A 14,904-nucleotide genomic window follows, 5' to 3' on the forward strand; every position below is an offset into this window, starting at 1 on the left:
GGGACGCGGGCGCGCGGCAGCGCGGCAGCGCGGGGACGGGGGCGCGGCGACGCGCGCGGGCCGCGCTACAGGGACTCGATGATCTCGCGCATGAGCGCGGCGGCGGCCGACGGCGTCTTGCCCACGCGCACCCCGGCGGCCTCCAGCGCCTCCTTCTTGGCCTGCGCGGTGCCCGCCGAACCGGACACGATCGCGCCGGCATGACCCATCGTCTTGCCCTCGGGCGCGGTGAAGCCGGCCACGTAACCGACGACGGGCTTGGTGACGTTCGCCTTGATGTACTCGGCCGCGCGCTCCTCGGCATCCCCGCCGATCTCGCCGATCATCACGATCGCCTTCGTGTCGGGGTCGGCCTCGAACGCGGCGAGCGCGTCGATGTGCGTCGTGCCGATGACCGGGTCGCCGCCGATGCCGATCGCGGTCGAGAAGCCGAGGTCGCGCAGCTCGAACATCATCTGATACGTGAGCGTCCCCGACTTCGACACCAGGCCGATCGGGCCGGTACCGGTGATGTTGGCGGGCGTGATGCCCACCAGCGCCTCGCCCGGCGTGATGATGCCCGGGCAGTTCGGGCCGATGATGCGGGTCTTATTGCCCTTCGCGGTCGCGTACGCCCACGCCTCGGCGGTGTCGCCCACCGGCACGCCCTCGGTGATCACGACCAGGAGCGGGATCTCCGCGTCGATGGCCTCGACCATGGCATCCTTCGTGAAAGCCGCCGGGACGAACGCGATCGACACGTCCGCGCCGGTGGAGGCCATCGCCTCCGCGACCGACCCGAACACGGGCAGCTCGACCTCCGCGCCGTCGAGGTCGCGGTGCAGCACGGTCGTGCCCGCCTTGCGCGCGTTGACGCCGCCGACGATCTGGGTGCCCGCCTTCAGCATGAGCGCGGTGTGCTTGGTGCCCTCGCCGCCGGTGATGCCCTGGACGATGACCTTGGAGTCCTTGTTGAGGAAGATCGACATGTCTGTGGTTCCTTGTCCGGGTTCAGGCGTTCGCGAGCTCGGCGGCCTTGTCGGCGCCCTCGTCCATGGTCTCGGCGAGCGTCACGAGCGGATGGTTCGCCTCCTGCAAGATGCGGCGGCCGTCTTCGACGCGGTTGCCGTCGAGGCGGACGACGAGAGGCTTGGATGCCGTGGCCCCCAGCTCCGCAAGGGCGCCGACGATGCCCGTGGCGACGGCGTCGCACGCCGTGATGCCGCCGAACACGTTGACGAACACGCTCTTGACCTGCGGGTCACCGAGGATCACGTCCAGTCCCGCGGCCATGACCTCGGCCGACGCCCCGCCGCCGATGTCGAGGAAGTTCGCCGGCTTGACGCCGCCGTGGTTCTCGCCGGCGTAGGCGACGACGTCGAGCGTGGACATCACGAGCCCGGCACCGTTGCCGATGACCCCGACCTCGCCGTCGAGCTTGACGTAGTTGAGGTCGTGGGCCTTCGCCTTGGCCTCGAGCGGGTCGGTCGCGCCCTTGTCCTCCAGCAGCGCGTGTCCGGGGTGGCGGAACTGCGCGTTGTCGTCGAGCGACACCTTGCCGTCGAGGGCGATGACCTCTCCCTCCTCGGTCTGCACGAGCGGGTTGACCTCGACGAGCGTGGCATCCTCCCCCCGGTAGACCTGGAAGAGCGTCACGAACACGTCGGCGACCTTGGGCGCGAGCTCGTCGTCGAAGCCCGCGGCCTGAGCGATCTCGAGCGCCTTCGCGGCGTCGATGCCGGTGAGCGGGTCGACCTCGACGCGGGCGAGCGCCTCGGGCTTCTCGACCGCGAGCTGCTCGATCTCCATGCCGCCCTCGACCGAGCACAGCGACAGGTATGAGCGGTTCGCGCGGTCCAGCAGCACCGAGAAGTAGAACTCGCGGGCGATGCGGGCGCCCGCGGCGACCATGACCCGCTTGACGACGTGGCCCTTGATGTCGAGCCCGAGGATCGCCTTCGCCGCCTCGTACGCCTCGTCGGGGTTCTTCGCGACCTTGACGCCGCCGGCCTTGCCCCGGCCGCCGGTCTTGACCTGGGCCTTGACGACGACCACGCCACCGAGCTGCTCGGCCGCGGCCTTCGCCTCCTCGGGGGTGTCCGCGACGAGGCCGGCGAGCACCGGCACCTCGTACTTCTCGAAGAGGTCTCGTGCCTGGTACTCGTAAAGGTCCACGTGCCGTCCTTCGCTGGGTGCGAGCGAGAGCGCCGCCGTCGGCGCCGGATTCATCGGGGGTGTCGACGATGTCGACCGAGTCACCAGCCTACTACCGACGCCGCTCGCGCTTCGCGGGCGCCGCCCGCCGTCTCGGCACCACGGCTAGGCTCGACCCGAGATGAGTGAGACCGCCGGTTCGTCCCGTAACGCCGTCGTCGCAGCGGCCCTCGACCTGTTCGACGCGCAGGGGTTCGAGGCGACGTCGGTGGATCAGATCGCGCAGGCAGCCGGAGTGTCACGCTCGACGTTCTTCCGGCAGTTCGGCGGCAAGGACGACGTCGTCTTCGCCGACCACGAGCTGCTGCTCGACGAGCTGCGCGGGTTCCTCGCCGAGCCGCACGACGATCCGTGGCAGGCGGTGTGCGCGGCATCCGTGCGCGTCTTCCGCCATTTCGCCGCCGACCCGGACCTCGCGCGTCGCCGCTACGCGGTGGTCCGGCGCGTGCCGTCGCTGCGCGACCGCGAGATCATCGCCGCCTCGCGCTACGAGCGGCTCTTCGACGAGTATCTGCGCGGCGCGCTGCCGGGCATCGACCCGCTCGACGCGGTGGCCTTCGCCGCGACGGTGACCGCGGTGCACAACCACGTGCTGCGGCGCCTGCTGCGCGGGGGCAAGCGGGTTCCGGTCTCGGTGCTGGCCTCCGCCTACGACGACGTGCTGCGGCGGTTCGGCGTGCACGCCGACGGGGCGCCCGCATCCGACGACGACGTGGTGATCGCGGTCTTCCCACGCCGCATGCCGGCCGCCGAGGTCGCCCGCCGCCTCCGCAACCAGCTCGATTGAGCCCGCGGGCGGTCCCGGTCTCAGGCCTACGGCCCCGGTCTCAGCCCGAAGTCGTCCCGCTTACAGGGCGAAACGGCTGTTTCGCCCTGTAAGCGGGGTCTGCGTGCGGATTCGCCCTGTAAGCGGGACACGGACGCGCCCTGACCTCTGCCGCGACGCCCCCTCTGCGCCAGAATCTGACATCAAGTCTCATAAGCTGCGGAATTCAGTGTCAACAGTTACCCTGTCGGCATGACTCTTCCCGGCGATGCCGTCCCCCGCTACGACGTCTCCGCGCGCCTGGGCACGGACTACTACGCCGTCTTCGCCGATGTGGCCGGAGACGACCTCGCGGTATGGCGACGCGCGCAGTCGTTCGTCGACGAGGTTGGGGGTCGCATGCATGCCGCGTGGGACGCGGCGGAGTACCCCCTCGACCTGGTTCGCCGACTGGGCGAGCTCGACCTGCTGGTCGACGGCGTGCAGCATCCCGCCGTCACGTCGTTCTCGCCGCTGGCCGCGGGCCTGGTGACGATGGAGATCTCGCGCGGCGATGGCTCGCTCGGCACGGTCGTGGCCGTGCAGGGCGGGCTGGCGCTGCGCACCCTCGCGCTGTACGGCAGTGCCGCGCAGCAGGCGCGCTGGCTCGTCCCGGTCGCGCGCGCAGAGGTCCTGGCGGCCTTCGCCCTCACCGAGCCCGACCACGGCTCCGACTCCGTGTCGCTGGAGACCGTCGCCCGGCGCGGGGGCGACGAGTGGGTGCTGCGCGGGGCCAAGAAGTGGATCGGGAACGGCGCGTCCGGCGGCATCACGCTCGTGTGGGCGCGCGTCGACGACGCCTCCGCCCCGGACCACGGCCAGGTCCGCTGCTTCCTCGTCGAGCAGTCCGCCCCGGGCTACACGGGCACCGTCATCGCCGGCAAGGGATCGCTCCGCGGCATCCACCAGGCCCACATCGCCCTCGACGACGTGCGCCTGCCGGCGGATGCCGTCCTGCCCGGATCGCACACCTTCAAGGATGCCTCGACCGTGCTCTACGCCACCCGCTCCGGCGTCGCGTGGTCGGCCCTCGGGCACGCGACCGCCTGTTACGAGGCGGCGCTGCAGTACGCGCAGCAGCGCACCCAGTTCGGCCGGCCGCTCGCGAAGTTCCAGATGGTGCAGGAGCGGCTCGCGCAGATGCTCGAGGAGCTGACCGGCATGCAGCTGTACTGCCGACACCTCGCCGACCTGGAGACGGCCGGCGGGCTTCGCCCGACCCAGGCCTCGCTCGCGAAATACCACAACACACGCGCGGCGCGGCGGATCGCCTCGACGGCCCGCGACCTGCTCGGCGGCAACGGCATCCTGCTGGAGCACGGCGTCATGCAGCACCTCGCCGACATCGAGGCGATCCACACGTACGAGGGCACGGAGTCGATTCAGGCGCTCCTCATCGGTCGCGACATCACCGGGATGAGCGCGTTCGTCTGATCCGCGCGCGGAGCTGGGTGCTCGTCCGACGGCCGCGCCGCCCCTTCCAGCCGCTCACTTGGCGCATCCTGCCGCCCCCGGCGCGAAACGCGACCATACGCGCCAACCAAGACCCGGGCCCCGGTCAGCGCGCCCGCAGCGACGCCACGAGCGCGTCGATGAACCTCTCGCACGCGGCGATCTGGTCGAGCTCGATGAACTCGTCGGGCGCGTGCGCCTGGGCGATCTCACCCGGCCCGCAGACGACGGTGGGGATGCCGGCACGATCGAACAGCCCGGCCTCGGTGCCGTAGGTGACCTTGCCGTCTGACGGGATGCCGCCCCACGAGGCGGCCTGCGCGACGATCGAGGCATCCGCGGCCGTGTCGACGCCCGGCACCGAGGCGAGCACCGTGAGCTCCACCCCGGCCTCGGGATGCCGCTGCGCCGCGGCCGCGGCGATCCGCTGCGCCTGCGCGCGGAACCGCCCGATCGTGGCGTCGAGGTCCACCGCGGCGAGCGCGCGGAACTCGAAGGTCAGCGTGCAGTCCGCGGGGATCGTGTTCACCGCGATGCCGCCGTCGATGCGGTTGACGGTCGCCGTCGTGTACGGCACGACGTAGGCGTCGTCGAACGGCCCGCTCTGGCGGAACTCGGCCGCGACCTCCTCGACGAAGTGCACGAACTCGGCGGCGAGCGCGATCGCGTTGACGCCGTCGGGGGTGAGCGAGGAGTGCGCCGCGACACCGCGGACGTCGACGCGGATCACGGTGATCGACTTGTGCCCGCGCACGACGCGCATGCCGGTGGGCTCGCCGACGATGCAACCGCGCGGGCGGATGCCGGCATCCGTCATCGCCTGCACGAGGTCGGCGGCGCCGAAGCAGCCGACCTCCTCGTCGTACGAGAGCGCGAGGTGGAGGGGCTCGGCCAGCGGCATCGCCGCGATCGCCGGGAGCCGGGAGAGCACCACGCCGACGAACGACTTCATGTCGCACGCCCCGCGACCGTACAGCCGGCCGTCGCGCACCTCCGCGGCGAACGGGTCGCTCGACCACGCCTGCCCGTCCACCGGTACGACGTCGGTGTGGCCGGACAGCACGATGCCGCCATCGACCGCACCGTCCGCGGCGGGGAACGTCGCGAACAGGTTCGCCTTGGCGCCGGTCTCGTCGAGCACGAGCGTGGCATCCACCCCCACCCCCGCCAGAAGCGCCGCCGCGTGCTCGATGAGCGGAAGGTTGCTGTCGCGGCTGGTCGTGTCGAACGCGATCAGCCGGCGGACGTGCTCGAGCGTGGCCTCAGCGGGAGTGGACGACACGGGTCCTCCTCGGATCGGGGCGGGTGGGTGCCCACCGATCGTCGCACGGATGCCGCGTCTCTGGGCCCCGGCGCGCACCCGGGGCAGGATGGTCGCATGGCGTACGAGATCCCCGCCCCCATGCTCGCGAAGTCGGTGCCGGGCGTGCCGGACCCGGCCGGCACGCCCGGAGGGCTCGCGTTCGAGCCGAAGTGGGACGGCTTCCGCGCCCTGGTGGCGTGGGACGGGGAGAGGGTGGAGATCGGCTCCCGAGGCGCGAAGCCGCTCACGCGCTACTTCCCCGAGCTCGTCGATGCGTTCGCGCGCCTGCTCCCCGAGCCGTGTCTCCTGGACGGCGAGATCGTCGTGCCGGTCGAGCGCGACGGCCGCCGACGGCTCGACTGGGAGTCGCTGTCGCAGCGCATCCATCCGGCAGCCTCCCGCGTCGCCCTGCTGGCGGAGCAGACGCCGGCGATGTTCATCGCCTTCGACCTGCTCGCCCGCGGCGGACGCGACCTGCAGCCCGAGCCGTTCCGGGTGCGCCGGGCGGAGCTGGAGGACCTGGTCGGCGGGATGCCGCATCCGATCTCGCTCACCCGCACGACGACCGACGCCGAGCTCGCCCGGCGCTGGCTCGCCGAGTTCGAGGGCGCCGGCCTCGACGGCGTCGTGGCCAAGCCCCTCGACGAGCCGTACGCGCCGGGCAGGCGCACGATGTTCAAGGTCAAGCACGCCCGCACCGCCGACGTGGTCGCGCTCGGCTATCGCATCCACAAGTCCGGCACGGGCCTCGGATCGCTCCTGGTCGGCCTGTACGGCCGGGACGGCACGCTGCACAGCGTCGGCGGCGTCGCCGCCTGGAGCAACCGGCGCCGGCTCGAGCTCGTCGACGAGCTCGAGCCGCTCGTCGAGCGCGACGCCGAGGGCGAGGCGCTGCGCGGGGAGGGCGAGAGGTCCCGCTTCCAGTCCGCGCGCGCCGACTCGTCGTTCGTCGCGCTGCGTCCCGAGCGCGTGCTCGAGGTGCGCTACGACCAGCTCGAGGGCCGGCGCTTCCGCCACACGGTGCAGTTCGAGCGTTGGCGGCCCGACCGCGATCCGCGCTCATGCACGTACGAGCAGCTGGAGACCGTGGCCGCCTACGACCTCGCCGACGTGCTGGCGTAGCAGCGGGCGGCGCGCCGCCCGCCAGGCCGGCACCTCCGCCGTCAGCGGCGGCGCAGGTACATGCGCGCGCTCCAGCCGTCGAGCTCCAGCTCGGCGGCGTCGAGGACGGCCGGTGCGGCGTCGTTGGCCAGCAGCAGCTGCGCCCCCACCCACTCCTCCCCCACCGTCACGCAGCGAGGCTCACGGCCGAGGACGGCCACCACGAGCATCGACTCGTCGGCATCCTCACGCACGTACGCCCAGATGTCCGGGTCGTCCTCGAACAGCGGCCGGAAGTCGCCGTCGGCGAAGACTCTCCGCTCGTGCCGCAGGCGGATCAGCGCGCGGTAGTGCGCGAACACCGAGGCGGGGTCGCCGACCTGCGCGGCGGCGTTGAGCCACACATGGTTGGGGTTGACCGGCAGCCACGGGTCGCCGGTGGTGAAGCCGGCATGCCGACCGGCATCCCACTGCATCGGCGTGCGGGCGTTGTCACGGCTGATCTTCGCGAGCCCGGTCAGAGCGGCATCCCGATCCAGCCCCCGCTCGAGCACGCTCGCGTAGTAGCGCACCGCCTCCGGATCGCGATGCTCCTCGCCGCGACGGAACGGGTAGTTGGTCATGCCGAGCTCTTCGCCCTGGTAGACGTAGGGGGTCCCGCGCATCCCGTGCAGTACGGTGGCCAGCGCCGTGGCCGACCGCTGCCACCACTCGGGGTCGTCGTCGCCGAAGCGCGATACCGCGCGCGGCTGGTCGTGGTTGTTCCAGTACAGGCTGTTCCAGCCGACGTCGGCCAGCTCGCGCTGCCAGCGGAACAGCGTCTCCTTGAGGGCGAGCCGATCGAGCCCCAGGTAGTCGAACTTGTTGTACCGGCTCTGATCGAGCTGCACGTGCTCGAACTGGAAGACCATGTCCAGCTCGCCACGGTCGGCGCCGGTGTACAGCCGGGCCTGCTCGGCGGTCACGCCGGGCATCTCCCCCACGGTGAGGAAGGAGCCGTCGCGCCCGGAGAAGACCTCGCGGGTCATCTCGGCGAGGTACTCGTGCACGTGCGGGCCGTCGGCGAACAGCTGGAACGCGTTCACGACGCTCGCCCCGGTCGGATTCGGCGCGTCCGGCAGCCCTTCTGCCTTGGAGATGAAGTTGATCACGTCCATCCGGAACCCGTCCACGCCGCGGTCGAGCCACCATCGCATCAGCTCGTGCACGGCGGCGCGCACCGCGGGGTTCTCCCAGTTCAGGTCGGGCTGCTTCACGTCGAACAGGTGCAGGTAGTACTGACCGGATGCCTCGTCCCATTCCCACACGGATCCGCCGAAGAACGAGCCCCAATTGTTCGGCTCGCCGCCGTCGCGCGGATCGCGCCACACGTACCAGTCGCGCTTCGGGTCGTCGCGCGACGAGCGCGCGGCCTGGAACCACGGGTGCTCGTCGGAGGTGTGGTTGACCACGAGGTCCATGACCAGCCGCATGCCCCGTGCGTGCAGCGCGGCGATGAGCTCGTCGAGGTCGGCGAGCTTGCCGAACAGTGGGTCGATGTCGCGGTAGTCGCTGATGTCGTAGCCGAAGTCCGCCTGCGGGGAGCGGTAGACGGGCGAGAGCCACACCACGTCCACACCGAGGTCCTCGAGGTGGTCCAGCCGGTCGATGATGCCGCGGAGGTCCCCGACGCCGTCGCCGTTCGAGTCCGCGAAGCTCCGCGGGTAGATCTGGTAGACGACGGCGGAGGTCCACCACGGGCTCTGGGGGGCGTGCATCCGATCATCCTCGCAGAGGCCGGCTCAGTCTCCGATCTTTCGCGCCCTGCTCGGCTGCACGCGCGGCGGCTCGCCGGGCATCTTGGGGAACTCGGGCGGGAACGGCAGCTCTCCGAGCCCCGCGTCGAGGTCGCGCCGCCACCATTCCAGGAGCGTGTCGATGCGTCCCGGTGCGTCCTGGATCCCGGCCCACGGGTCGCCGACGGATGCCAGCCGCTCGGGCACCGTGCGCACCGTGAACGCGGCCGGATCGACGCCCGCCGCCAGCTCGTCCCACGTGATCGGCGTGGCCACGGTCGCTGCGGGAAGGGCGCGCGGACTGTACGCGCCCGCCATCGTGCGATCGCGGTTGGCCTGGTTGAAGTCGACGAAGATGCGCTCCCCGCGCTCCTCCTTCCACCAGTTCATCGTGACGCGGTCGGGCAGCCGGCGCTCCAGCTCCCGCCCCGCGGCGATCACGGCGTGCCGCACGTCGAGGAACTCGTGGGTCGGCTCGATGGGGCAGAACACGTGGATGCCGCGGTTGCCGCTCGTCTTCAGGAACGCGGTCAGGCCCGCCTCCGCGAGCACCTCGCGCAGCGCGGGAGCCACGGCTGCGGCATCCGCGAAATCCGTGCCCGGCTGGGGGTCGAGGTCGATGCGCAGCTCGACCGGGTTGTCGACGTCGGCGGCGAGCGAGGCCCACGGGTGGAACACGACGGTGTTCATCTGGACCGCCCACACGATCGCGGCGGGCTCGTCGAGCACGACCTGCGGATGCCGCCGCCCGCTGTTGTACGTGCACATGACCTGTCCGACGTAGCCGGGCGCGCCGCGCGGCGGGTTCTTGGAGAAGAACCTCTCGCCGTCGACGGTGTCGGGGAACCGCTCCAGCGACACCGGGCGGTGGCCGTTCGCGGACAGGAAGGGGTCGGCGACCGCGACGACGTACTCTGCGAGCTCGTGCTTGGTGATGCCCGGCTCGGGCCAGATCACCCGGTTCGGGCTGGACAGGCCCACCTCGCGGTCGCCGTCCGGACCGGGGACCGTCACCGTGATGCGCTCCGACGCCATGCGACCGACCCTACGCGACCCCGCCGACACGTGGTGTGCTGTGGGCTCCTCCCGCCGCGCCTGTGGTGGTCCTGTTGGCTCTCCTCCCGCCGCGCCTGAGGTGGTCCCGCGGGCTCCTCCCGCCGCGCCTGAGGTGTGCTGTTGGCGACACCTTCCTGCTCGGCCGTACCGCCACGACCGTGCTTTCGAGGGTCTCGGATGCCGTGGGCGCCAACTTCCTGTGATGGCGCTACATATCTGTGGCGCCATTGCAGGGGACTGGCGCCCTCACCGGTCCGACCGCCCCTGACGCCTGAGTGCAGGGTTCGGCAAGCCCGAGGGGAGCACTGCGAGCTGGTGCCTCCCTACTCGTCGCCGTTCGGTGTGTCCTCGGGGGCGAGCCGCGCACGCTGCGCCTCGGCATCCGCCGCGCACGCCTGATCGCCGAGCCGCTCGCACGCGTCGCGGAGTGCCGTCCACGTGACCGCCGAGTCGGGTGAGAGTTCGAGAGCACGCTCGAGGCTCACGCGCGCGGACGCGGGGTCGCCGTCAAGAAGCGATGCCACCCCGAGCGTGTGGTGGATGCGAGGGTCGGCCGGCGAGAGCCGCGCAGCCTCGCCGAGCCGGTCACGCGCGAGGGCGTAGTCGGCGCGGTCGAGTGCGACAACGCCGGCCGCATACTGCGCCTGGGCCGATAACGGCAGCCACTCGAGCGTCCGCTCGGCCCACTCCTCGGCGGGATCCGCGGCGCCGGCGAGGCCGTTCTCGACGGCGGCACCGAGCGACTGGGTGGCGAGCAGAGCGACGTCGGCATCCCAGGGGCGCAGCGACTGCGCGGTGTCGAACGACGCGAGTGCCCGATCGAGGTCGCCGCTCATGACGGCACGGCGCGCATCGAGCAGGGCGGCATCCGCGACCGTGCACGCGAGGAGGAACGCCAGCCACAATGCCCCCACCGCCGTCGCCGTCATCCGCCAGACACGGGAGCCCGAACGCGGCGCCGAGGCGACGAGCAGCCCGACGAGCATCGCCAAGGGCGTGAGTGTCGTAGCCGAAGTCAGATGTGTCAGCAAGGCGGCGCCAGCCGCGGGAACAGCAATGAGCGCCCCGATGAGAAGGTCACGTCGTGGACCGGATGCCTCACGGCAGCGCCGCACGCCGATAGCCACGACGGCACCGGCGAGCCCGAGCGCGATGACGAGCCCGACGCACCCGCCGGCCAGTCCCGCCTGGATGAGGATGTTGTGCGGCGAGTCGAGCACTGCGCCGACCTCGGCGCGGGTGAACCACTCGTCACCAAAGCGGGGCGTGATCGCGTCGGCGAAGCCGCTCGGGCCGACGCCGAGCCACGGCCGCGTCAGCAGGAGCCCCCACGCGTCGTCCCACATGTAGAAGCGATCCGCGATCGTCTGCTGCGCGAAGCCGCCGGGCCCGAACAGCCGGTCACGTGTGAGCGGCACGGCGAGCGCCGTCGCGGCCACGATGGCCACCACACCGGCCGCGACAAGCGCATCGCGGCCGCGGCGGCGCGACGAGAGGATCAGGCGCACGACGAGGGCGATGACGACTATCGCGACAGCGAGCAGGCCCGCGCGCGACGCCGAGGTGGCGACCGAGACGACGCCCGCGATCGCGCCCGCGATCGGCCACAGCGGCACCGATCCCGTGCGTCTCCAGGTTCCGAGCACCACCGAGCCGAGCACGCCGACGAAGATCGCACCCAAGATGCCCTGATCGGTGGCGTTGCCCGCGAGCGACCCGGGACGCGCCAGGTCGCTCTCCAGCGGTCGGAGTCCGAAGCTTTCCAGGACGGCGACGCCGCCGAGCAAGACGGATGCCACCGACATCGCGTTCGCGGCATGCCGATACCCGCTCGTGGGCGCGGCGGGCCCGAGCAGACGCGCGCCCAGCCAACCGGCCACCACGAGCACCGGCAGGGTGACGAGCCCCTCGTAACGCGGGGCGCGCCCGAACAGCTGACTGAGCGGGGCCGGCCCACCGAGCGCAGCGACGCAGAGCACGAGGGAGACCGCGGCGATCGCGGCGACGAGCCAGAGCGGGAGGCGCCCGTTCGGACGGCCCCACACCGCAAGAAGTGCCGCGATGACCACGCACAGGAGGGTGGGCCATCCCCACCGGTCGTTCAGCCCCGGCAGCACCGCGATCGGGGCCAGGCACAGCAGCCACAGCGCAGCGACGTCGAGACGGCGCAGCTTTCCGGGCGCGGTGGAGTCCGACACCCCACGCTGCGCGCCGTAGGGCTTGACGCCGGAACCGCGCTGACCCGCACGCGCCGGAGCGGGGCGGACAGCGTGTGCCGTCCGCCCCGCCCGACGCTTGCGTGACGGCGTCAGCCGAGCACCCGCCGACGCCGCGCGAGCACGAGGCCCGCCGCGACCATCATGAGACCCAGCGAGAGCACCAGCGTCGACAGCTCGCCACCGGTGCGCGCAAGACCACCAGCCGTGGAGCCTGCCGCGGTCGAGCTGCTGCCGGTCGAACCCGTACCACCCGAAACCAGTGCGTCCTCGTAGACCTCGAGCGGGGCACTGCCGACGAGCCCGGACGTCAGCCCTGTCGCGACGACGTCGTGCTGACCCAGCTCTGCAGCGGCGGGAACGGTGACCGTCACGGTGAACGCACCCTCATCGTCTGCCACCACCGTGGTCAGGTCGATCGGGTCGGAGTGCAGCTGGAGCAGCACATCCTCGCCGGGGATGAAGTGCTCACCGGTGACGACGATCTCCTCACCGCGCTGCGCACGAGGCGTAGACACCGTGACCGAGGGCGGCACCGTACCGACCACGACCGTGCGCTCGGCCGACTCGTAGCCCGGTTTGGTCGCCGAGACCGTGACACTGAGTTCCGCGCCGACCAGGGTCGCGTCGGGGGTGAACCGGTCGCCGGTCGCACCCTCGATGGGCTCGCCGTCCGCCAGCCACTGATACGAGAGCTCGACCGGAGCCGGGCCCCACTCGCTCGCATCGACGACGACCTCGCGGCCGACACCCAGCGTTCCGGTGACCTTGGGGTCGCTCACGGCGAGGATGCCGGGAGCCACCGGCACTGTCGGCGCACTGACCTCGGTCGCCGGAGTGTAGCCAGGCTTCGTGCCGGTGACGGCGACCGTGACCGTCTGGCCGACGTGTGCGGCACCCGGCGTGAACGTCTCACCGGTCGCACCGTCGACGGGCGTGCCGCCGACCGACCACTGGTACGACAGCTCGACCGGAGCCGGACCCCACTCGCCGGCGTCGACCGTGAGCGGCTCGCCGACCCGCGGCGTGCCGGAGATCACCGGCACCTCAGTGGTCAGCGTGGCCAGCGCCACGGGGCCGACGGGTGCGGACGTGGCCGATGCCGGACTGTAGCCCGACTTCGTGCCGCGCACGGTGACCGTGACGGTCTTGCCCGCGGCATCGGCTCCCAGCGTCAGCGTCGCCTCGGTGGCGCCCGCAAGCGGAGCGCCGTCGAGCAGCCACTGATAGGCGAGCGTGACTGGTGCAGGGCCCCATGTGCCGGGCGCCGCGGTCAGCGTCTCGCCCACGGTCGGCGTGCCGTCGATCGACGGCGTGCCCACCGTGAGGTCGAGGAGCGGCGCCGCGGTGATCGGGCCGATCGGAGCGCTCGTGGCGGATGCCGGTGTGTAGCCGCTCTTGGAGCCGGTGACCGTCACGGTGATGCTCTTGCCGACCTCGGCGTCGCCGGTGACGAACGTCGAACCCGTGGCCGCGACCACGGGAACGCCGTCGGCGTTCCACTGGTAAGCGAGCGTCACATCGCCGGGGGTCCAGCTGCCGGGCGCCGCCGTGAGCGTGCTGCCCGAGACGGTCGAGCCGCTGATCGTCGGCGTTCCGGGTGTCACCGGCGGCAGCGGCGCTGCCGTCACGGGGCCGACCGGAGCGCTTGTCGCCGTCGCGCTCGTGTATCCGGGTCGCGAGCCGGTGACGCGCACCGAGATGTTCGCACCCTCCTGCGCCGCCGTCAGGGTGAGTGTGGAGCCCGTCTCGCCCTCGATCGGCGTGCCGTCCGCGAGCCACTCGTACGTGAGCTCGACCGGATCCGGAGACCAGGTGCCCGGCGTCGCCGTGAGCGTCTGCCCGACCTGCGTCGTGCCTGAGATGGACGGCGTCCCCGGGACCACGGACGGTATGGCGCACTCGGCGGTCAAGAAGGCATCGATCCCGCTCTGCGTCTCACCGGACGCGAGCTCGAACGAGTCCGCGGCGTCGAGCGACAGCTCGCCGTCCCAGTACTGCGTGCAGTGCCCCGGATACTCGAACCCGACCGTGTACGTGCCAGCAGGTAGCAACGCGGCAAGGAACGTGTAGTCGCCCCAGGCCGTGATTCTGGTCGCCATGGTCCATGCCGACCCGCTCCATCGGTAGGCCGCAGCCTCGATCGGCTCGATGCCACCCCAGGGGTACTCGATGGTGCTCGCGATGGGGCTCGCAGCGGTGACGTACCCGTTGATATGCACACCTTCTACGAGCGACGCGTCGATGCCGGTCCGATTCTCGCCCGACGCCAGCTCGACCGGTGTCGCGGTGCTCCAGTCGACCTGGTCGTCCCAGTACTCCCCAATGAACCCAGACGTCCACGAATGGAACGAGATCTTGTAGTCGCTCGCTGCGAGTCCCTCGATCAGGTACGTGCCATCGGCGGCGGTCGTTGCAGAGCCCGCCGAGAGGCTTCCGACCGCACTCACATAGACGCCCTCCACCGGCGCACCGGTGTCCTCGCGTGTCACACGACCGCTGATCGAACCGGTGGCGTCGGCGAGCGGTGTGACGGCGAGAGAGCCGACGGCCGGCGCCTCGTCCGCAGGGGCATCCGCCGCCTGCGACTGCGCGTCCTCTGCCGACACGACCACTTCAGACTCGTCCGCAACAACGGGCTCGTCCGCGACGACAGGCTCATCTACAACCACGGCGATGAGAGTCACGTCGACACCGGTGCGCGCCTCACCGCTGGCCAGCGTGACCGCCTCGGCTCCGTCGAGCGACGTCGCGGCGGGCCAGAACGTCGGCTCGTAGGCCGGTGCGGCGCTGATCGAGACGCGGTAGTCGCCGGGTTCGAGACCCGAGACGGTGTAGCCGCCGGTCGATCCCGACGATGTCGCGGCGGCCTCGGCTCCGTCGGCTGTCAGCACGACGACGCTGGCGTCTGCGATGCCGGTGCCCGTAGCGGCATCCGTCACCACCCCCGAGATCGATGCGGTCGCCGTCGATTCTTCAACCGGCGCGGCCGATGCTGCCACA

General features: G+C 71.6%; 10 protein-coding genes. 3 read left to right on the plus strand and 7 right to left on the minus strand.

Going from position 1 to position 14,904, the window contains the following annotated elements; all coding sequences use genetic code 11:
- Positions 1–65 precede the first annotated feature (65 nt).
- Positions 66–968, minus strand: a complete 903-nt coding sequence (sucD, locus tag QM641_RS05435; RefSeq protein WP_415114235.1) for a succinate--CoA ligase subunit alpha — start codon at positions 966–968, stop codon at positions 66–68.
- Between the two features lie 22 nt (positions 969–990).
- Positions 991–2,154, minus strand: a complete 1,164-nt coding sequence (gene sucC, locus QM641_RS05440; RefSeq protein ID WP_415114237.1) for an ADP-forming succinate--CoA ligase subunit beta — start codon at positions 2,152–2,154, stop codon at positions 991–993.
- Between the two features lie 160 nt (positions 2,155–2,314).
- Here sucC and QM641_RS05445 point away from each other — a divergent pair, with 160 nt between their 5' ends.
- Positions 2,315–2,980: a TetR/AcrR family transcriptional regulator gene (locus tag QM641_RS05445; RefSeq protein WP_415114239.1), complete on the plus strand. Its 666-nt coding sequence runs from the start codon at positions 2,315–2,317 to the stop codon at positions 2,978–2,980.
- Between the two features lie 231 nt (positions 2,981–3,211).
- The gene (locus QM641_RS05450; protein WP_415114241.1) at positions 3,212–4,432 is read left to right on the plus strand and encodes an acyl-CoA dehydrogenase family protein; all 1,221 of its coding nucleotides are present in this window, start codon (positions 3,212–3,214) and stop codon (positions 4,430–4,432) included.
- Positions 4,433–4,556: 124 nt separating this feature from the next.
- Here QM641_RS05450 and argE read toward each other — a convergent pair whose 3' ends face one another.
- Positions 4,557–5,732: an acetylornithine deacetylase gene (argE, locus tag QM641_RS05455; protein ID WP_415114243.1), complete on the minus strand. Its 1,176-nt coding sequence runs from the start codon at positions 5,730–5,732 to the stop codon at positions 4,557–4,559.
- A 96-nt stretch (positions 5,733–5,828) separates the two neighbouring features.
- Here argE and QM641_RS05460 point away from each other — a divergent pair, with 96 nt between their 5' ends.
- On the plus strand, positions 5,829–6,875 hold the full coding sequence (locus tag QM641_RS05460) for an ATP-dependent DNA ligase (protein ID WP_415114245.1): 1,047 nt from the start codon (positions 5,829–5,831) through the stop codon (positions 6,873–6,875).
- 41 nt (positions 6,876–6,916) lie between these two features.
- Here QM641_RS05460 and QM641_RS05465 read toward each other — a convergent pair whose 3' ends face one another.
- From QM641_RS05465 to QM641_RS05480, 4 genes are all read right to left on the minus strand, one after another.
- Positions 6,917–8,611, minus strand: a complete 1,695-nt coding sequence (locus QM641_RS05465; RefSeq protein ID WP_415114247.1) for a glycoside hydrolase family 13 protein — start codon at positions 8,609–8,611, stop codon at positions 6,917–6,919.
- A gap of 24 nt (positions 8,612–8,635) precedes the next feature.
- Positions 8,636–9,664, minus strand: a complete 1,029-nt coding sequence (ligD, locus tag QM641_RS05470) for a non-homologous end-joining DNA ligase (protein WP_415114250.1) — start codon at positions 9,662–9,664, stop codon at positions 8,636–8,638.
- 344 nt (positions 9,665–10,008) lie between these two features.
- Positions 10,009–11,883 carry an O-antigen ligase family protein gene (locus QM641_RS05475; RefSeq protein WP_415114252.1) on the minus strand — a complete coding sequence of 625 codons (1,875 nt, stop codon included), beginning with the start codon at positions 11,881–11,883 and terminating at the stop codon, positions 10,009–10,011.
- Between the two features lie 110 nt (positions 11,884–11,993).
- Positions 11,994–14,903: a carboxypeptidase regulatory-like domain-containing protein gene (locus tag QM641_RS05480; RefSeq protein WP_415114254.1), complete on the minus strand. Its 2,910-nt coding sequence runs from the start codon at positions 14,901–14,903 to the stop codon at positions 11,994–11,996.
- Between the last annotated feature and the right edge of the window lies 1 nt (position 14,904).

The sequence above is a fragment of the Microbacterium sp. genome (genome assembly GCF_047605725.1).
Taxonomy (GTDB): domain Bacteria; phylum Actinomycetota; class Actinomycetes; order Actinomycetales; family Microbacteriaceae; genus Microbacterium.

Coding starts and splice junctions, on each gene's coding strand:
- sucD (WP_415114235.1), bottom strand. CDS start 968: ATGTCGATCTTCCTCAACAAGGACTCCAAGGTCATCGTCCAGGGCATC.
- QM641_RS05445 (WP_415114239.1), top strand. CDS start 2,315: ATGAGTGAGACCGCCGGTTCGTCCCGTAACGCCGTCGTCGCAGCGGCC.
- QM641_RS05450 (WP_415114241.1), top strand. CDS start 3,212: ATGACTCTTCCCGGCGATGCCGTCCCCCGCTACGACGTCTCCGCGCGC.
- QM641_RS05460 (WP_415114245.1), top strand. CDS start 5,829: ATGGCGTACGAGATCCCCGCCCCCATGCTCGCGAAGTCGGTGCCGGGC.
- QM641_RS05465 (WP_415114247.1), bottom strand. CDS start 8,611: ATGCACGCCCCCCAGAGCCCGTGGTGGACCTCCGCCGTCGTCTACCAG.
- ligD (WP_415114250.1), bottom strand. CDS start 9,664: ATGGCGTCGGAGCGCATCACGGTGACGGTCCCCGGTCCGGACGGCGAC.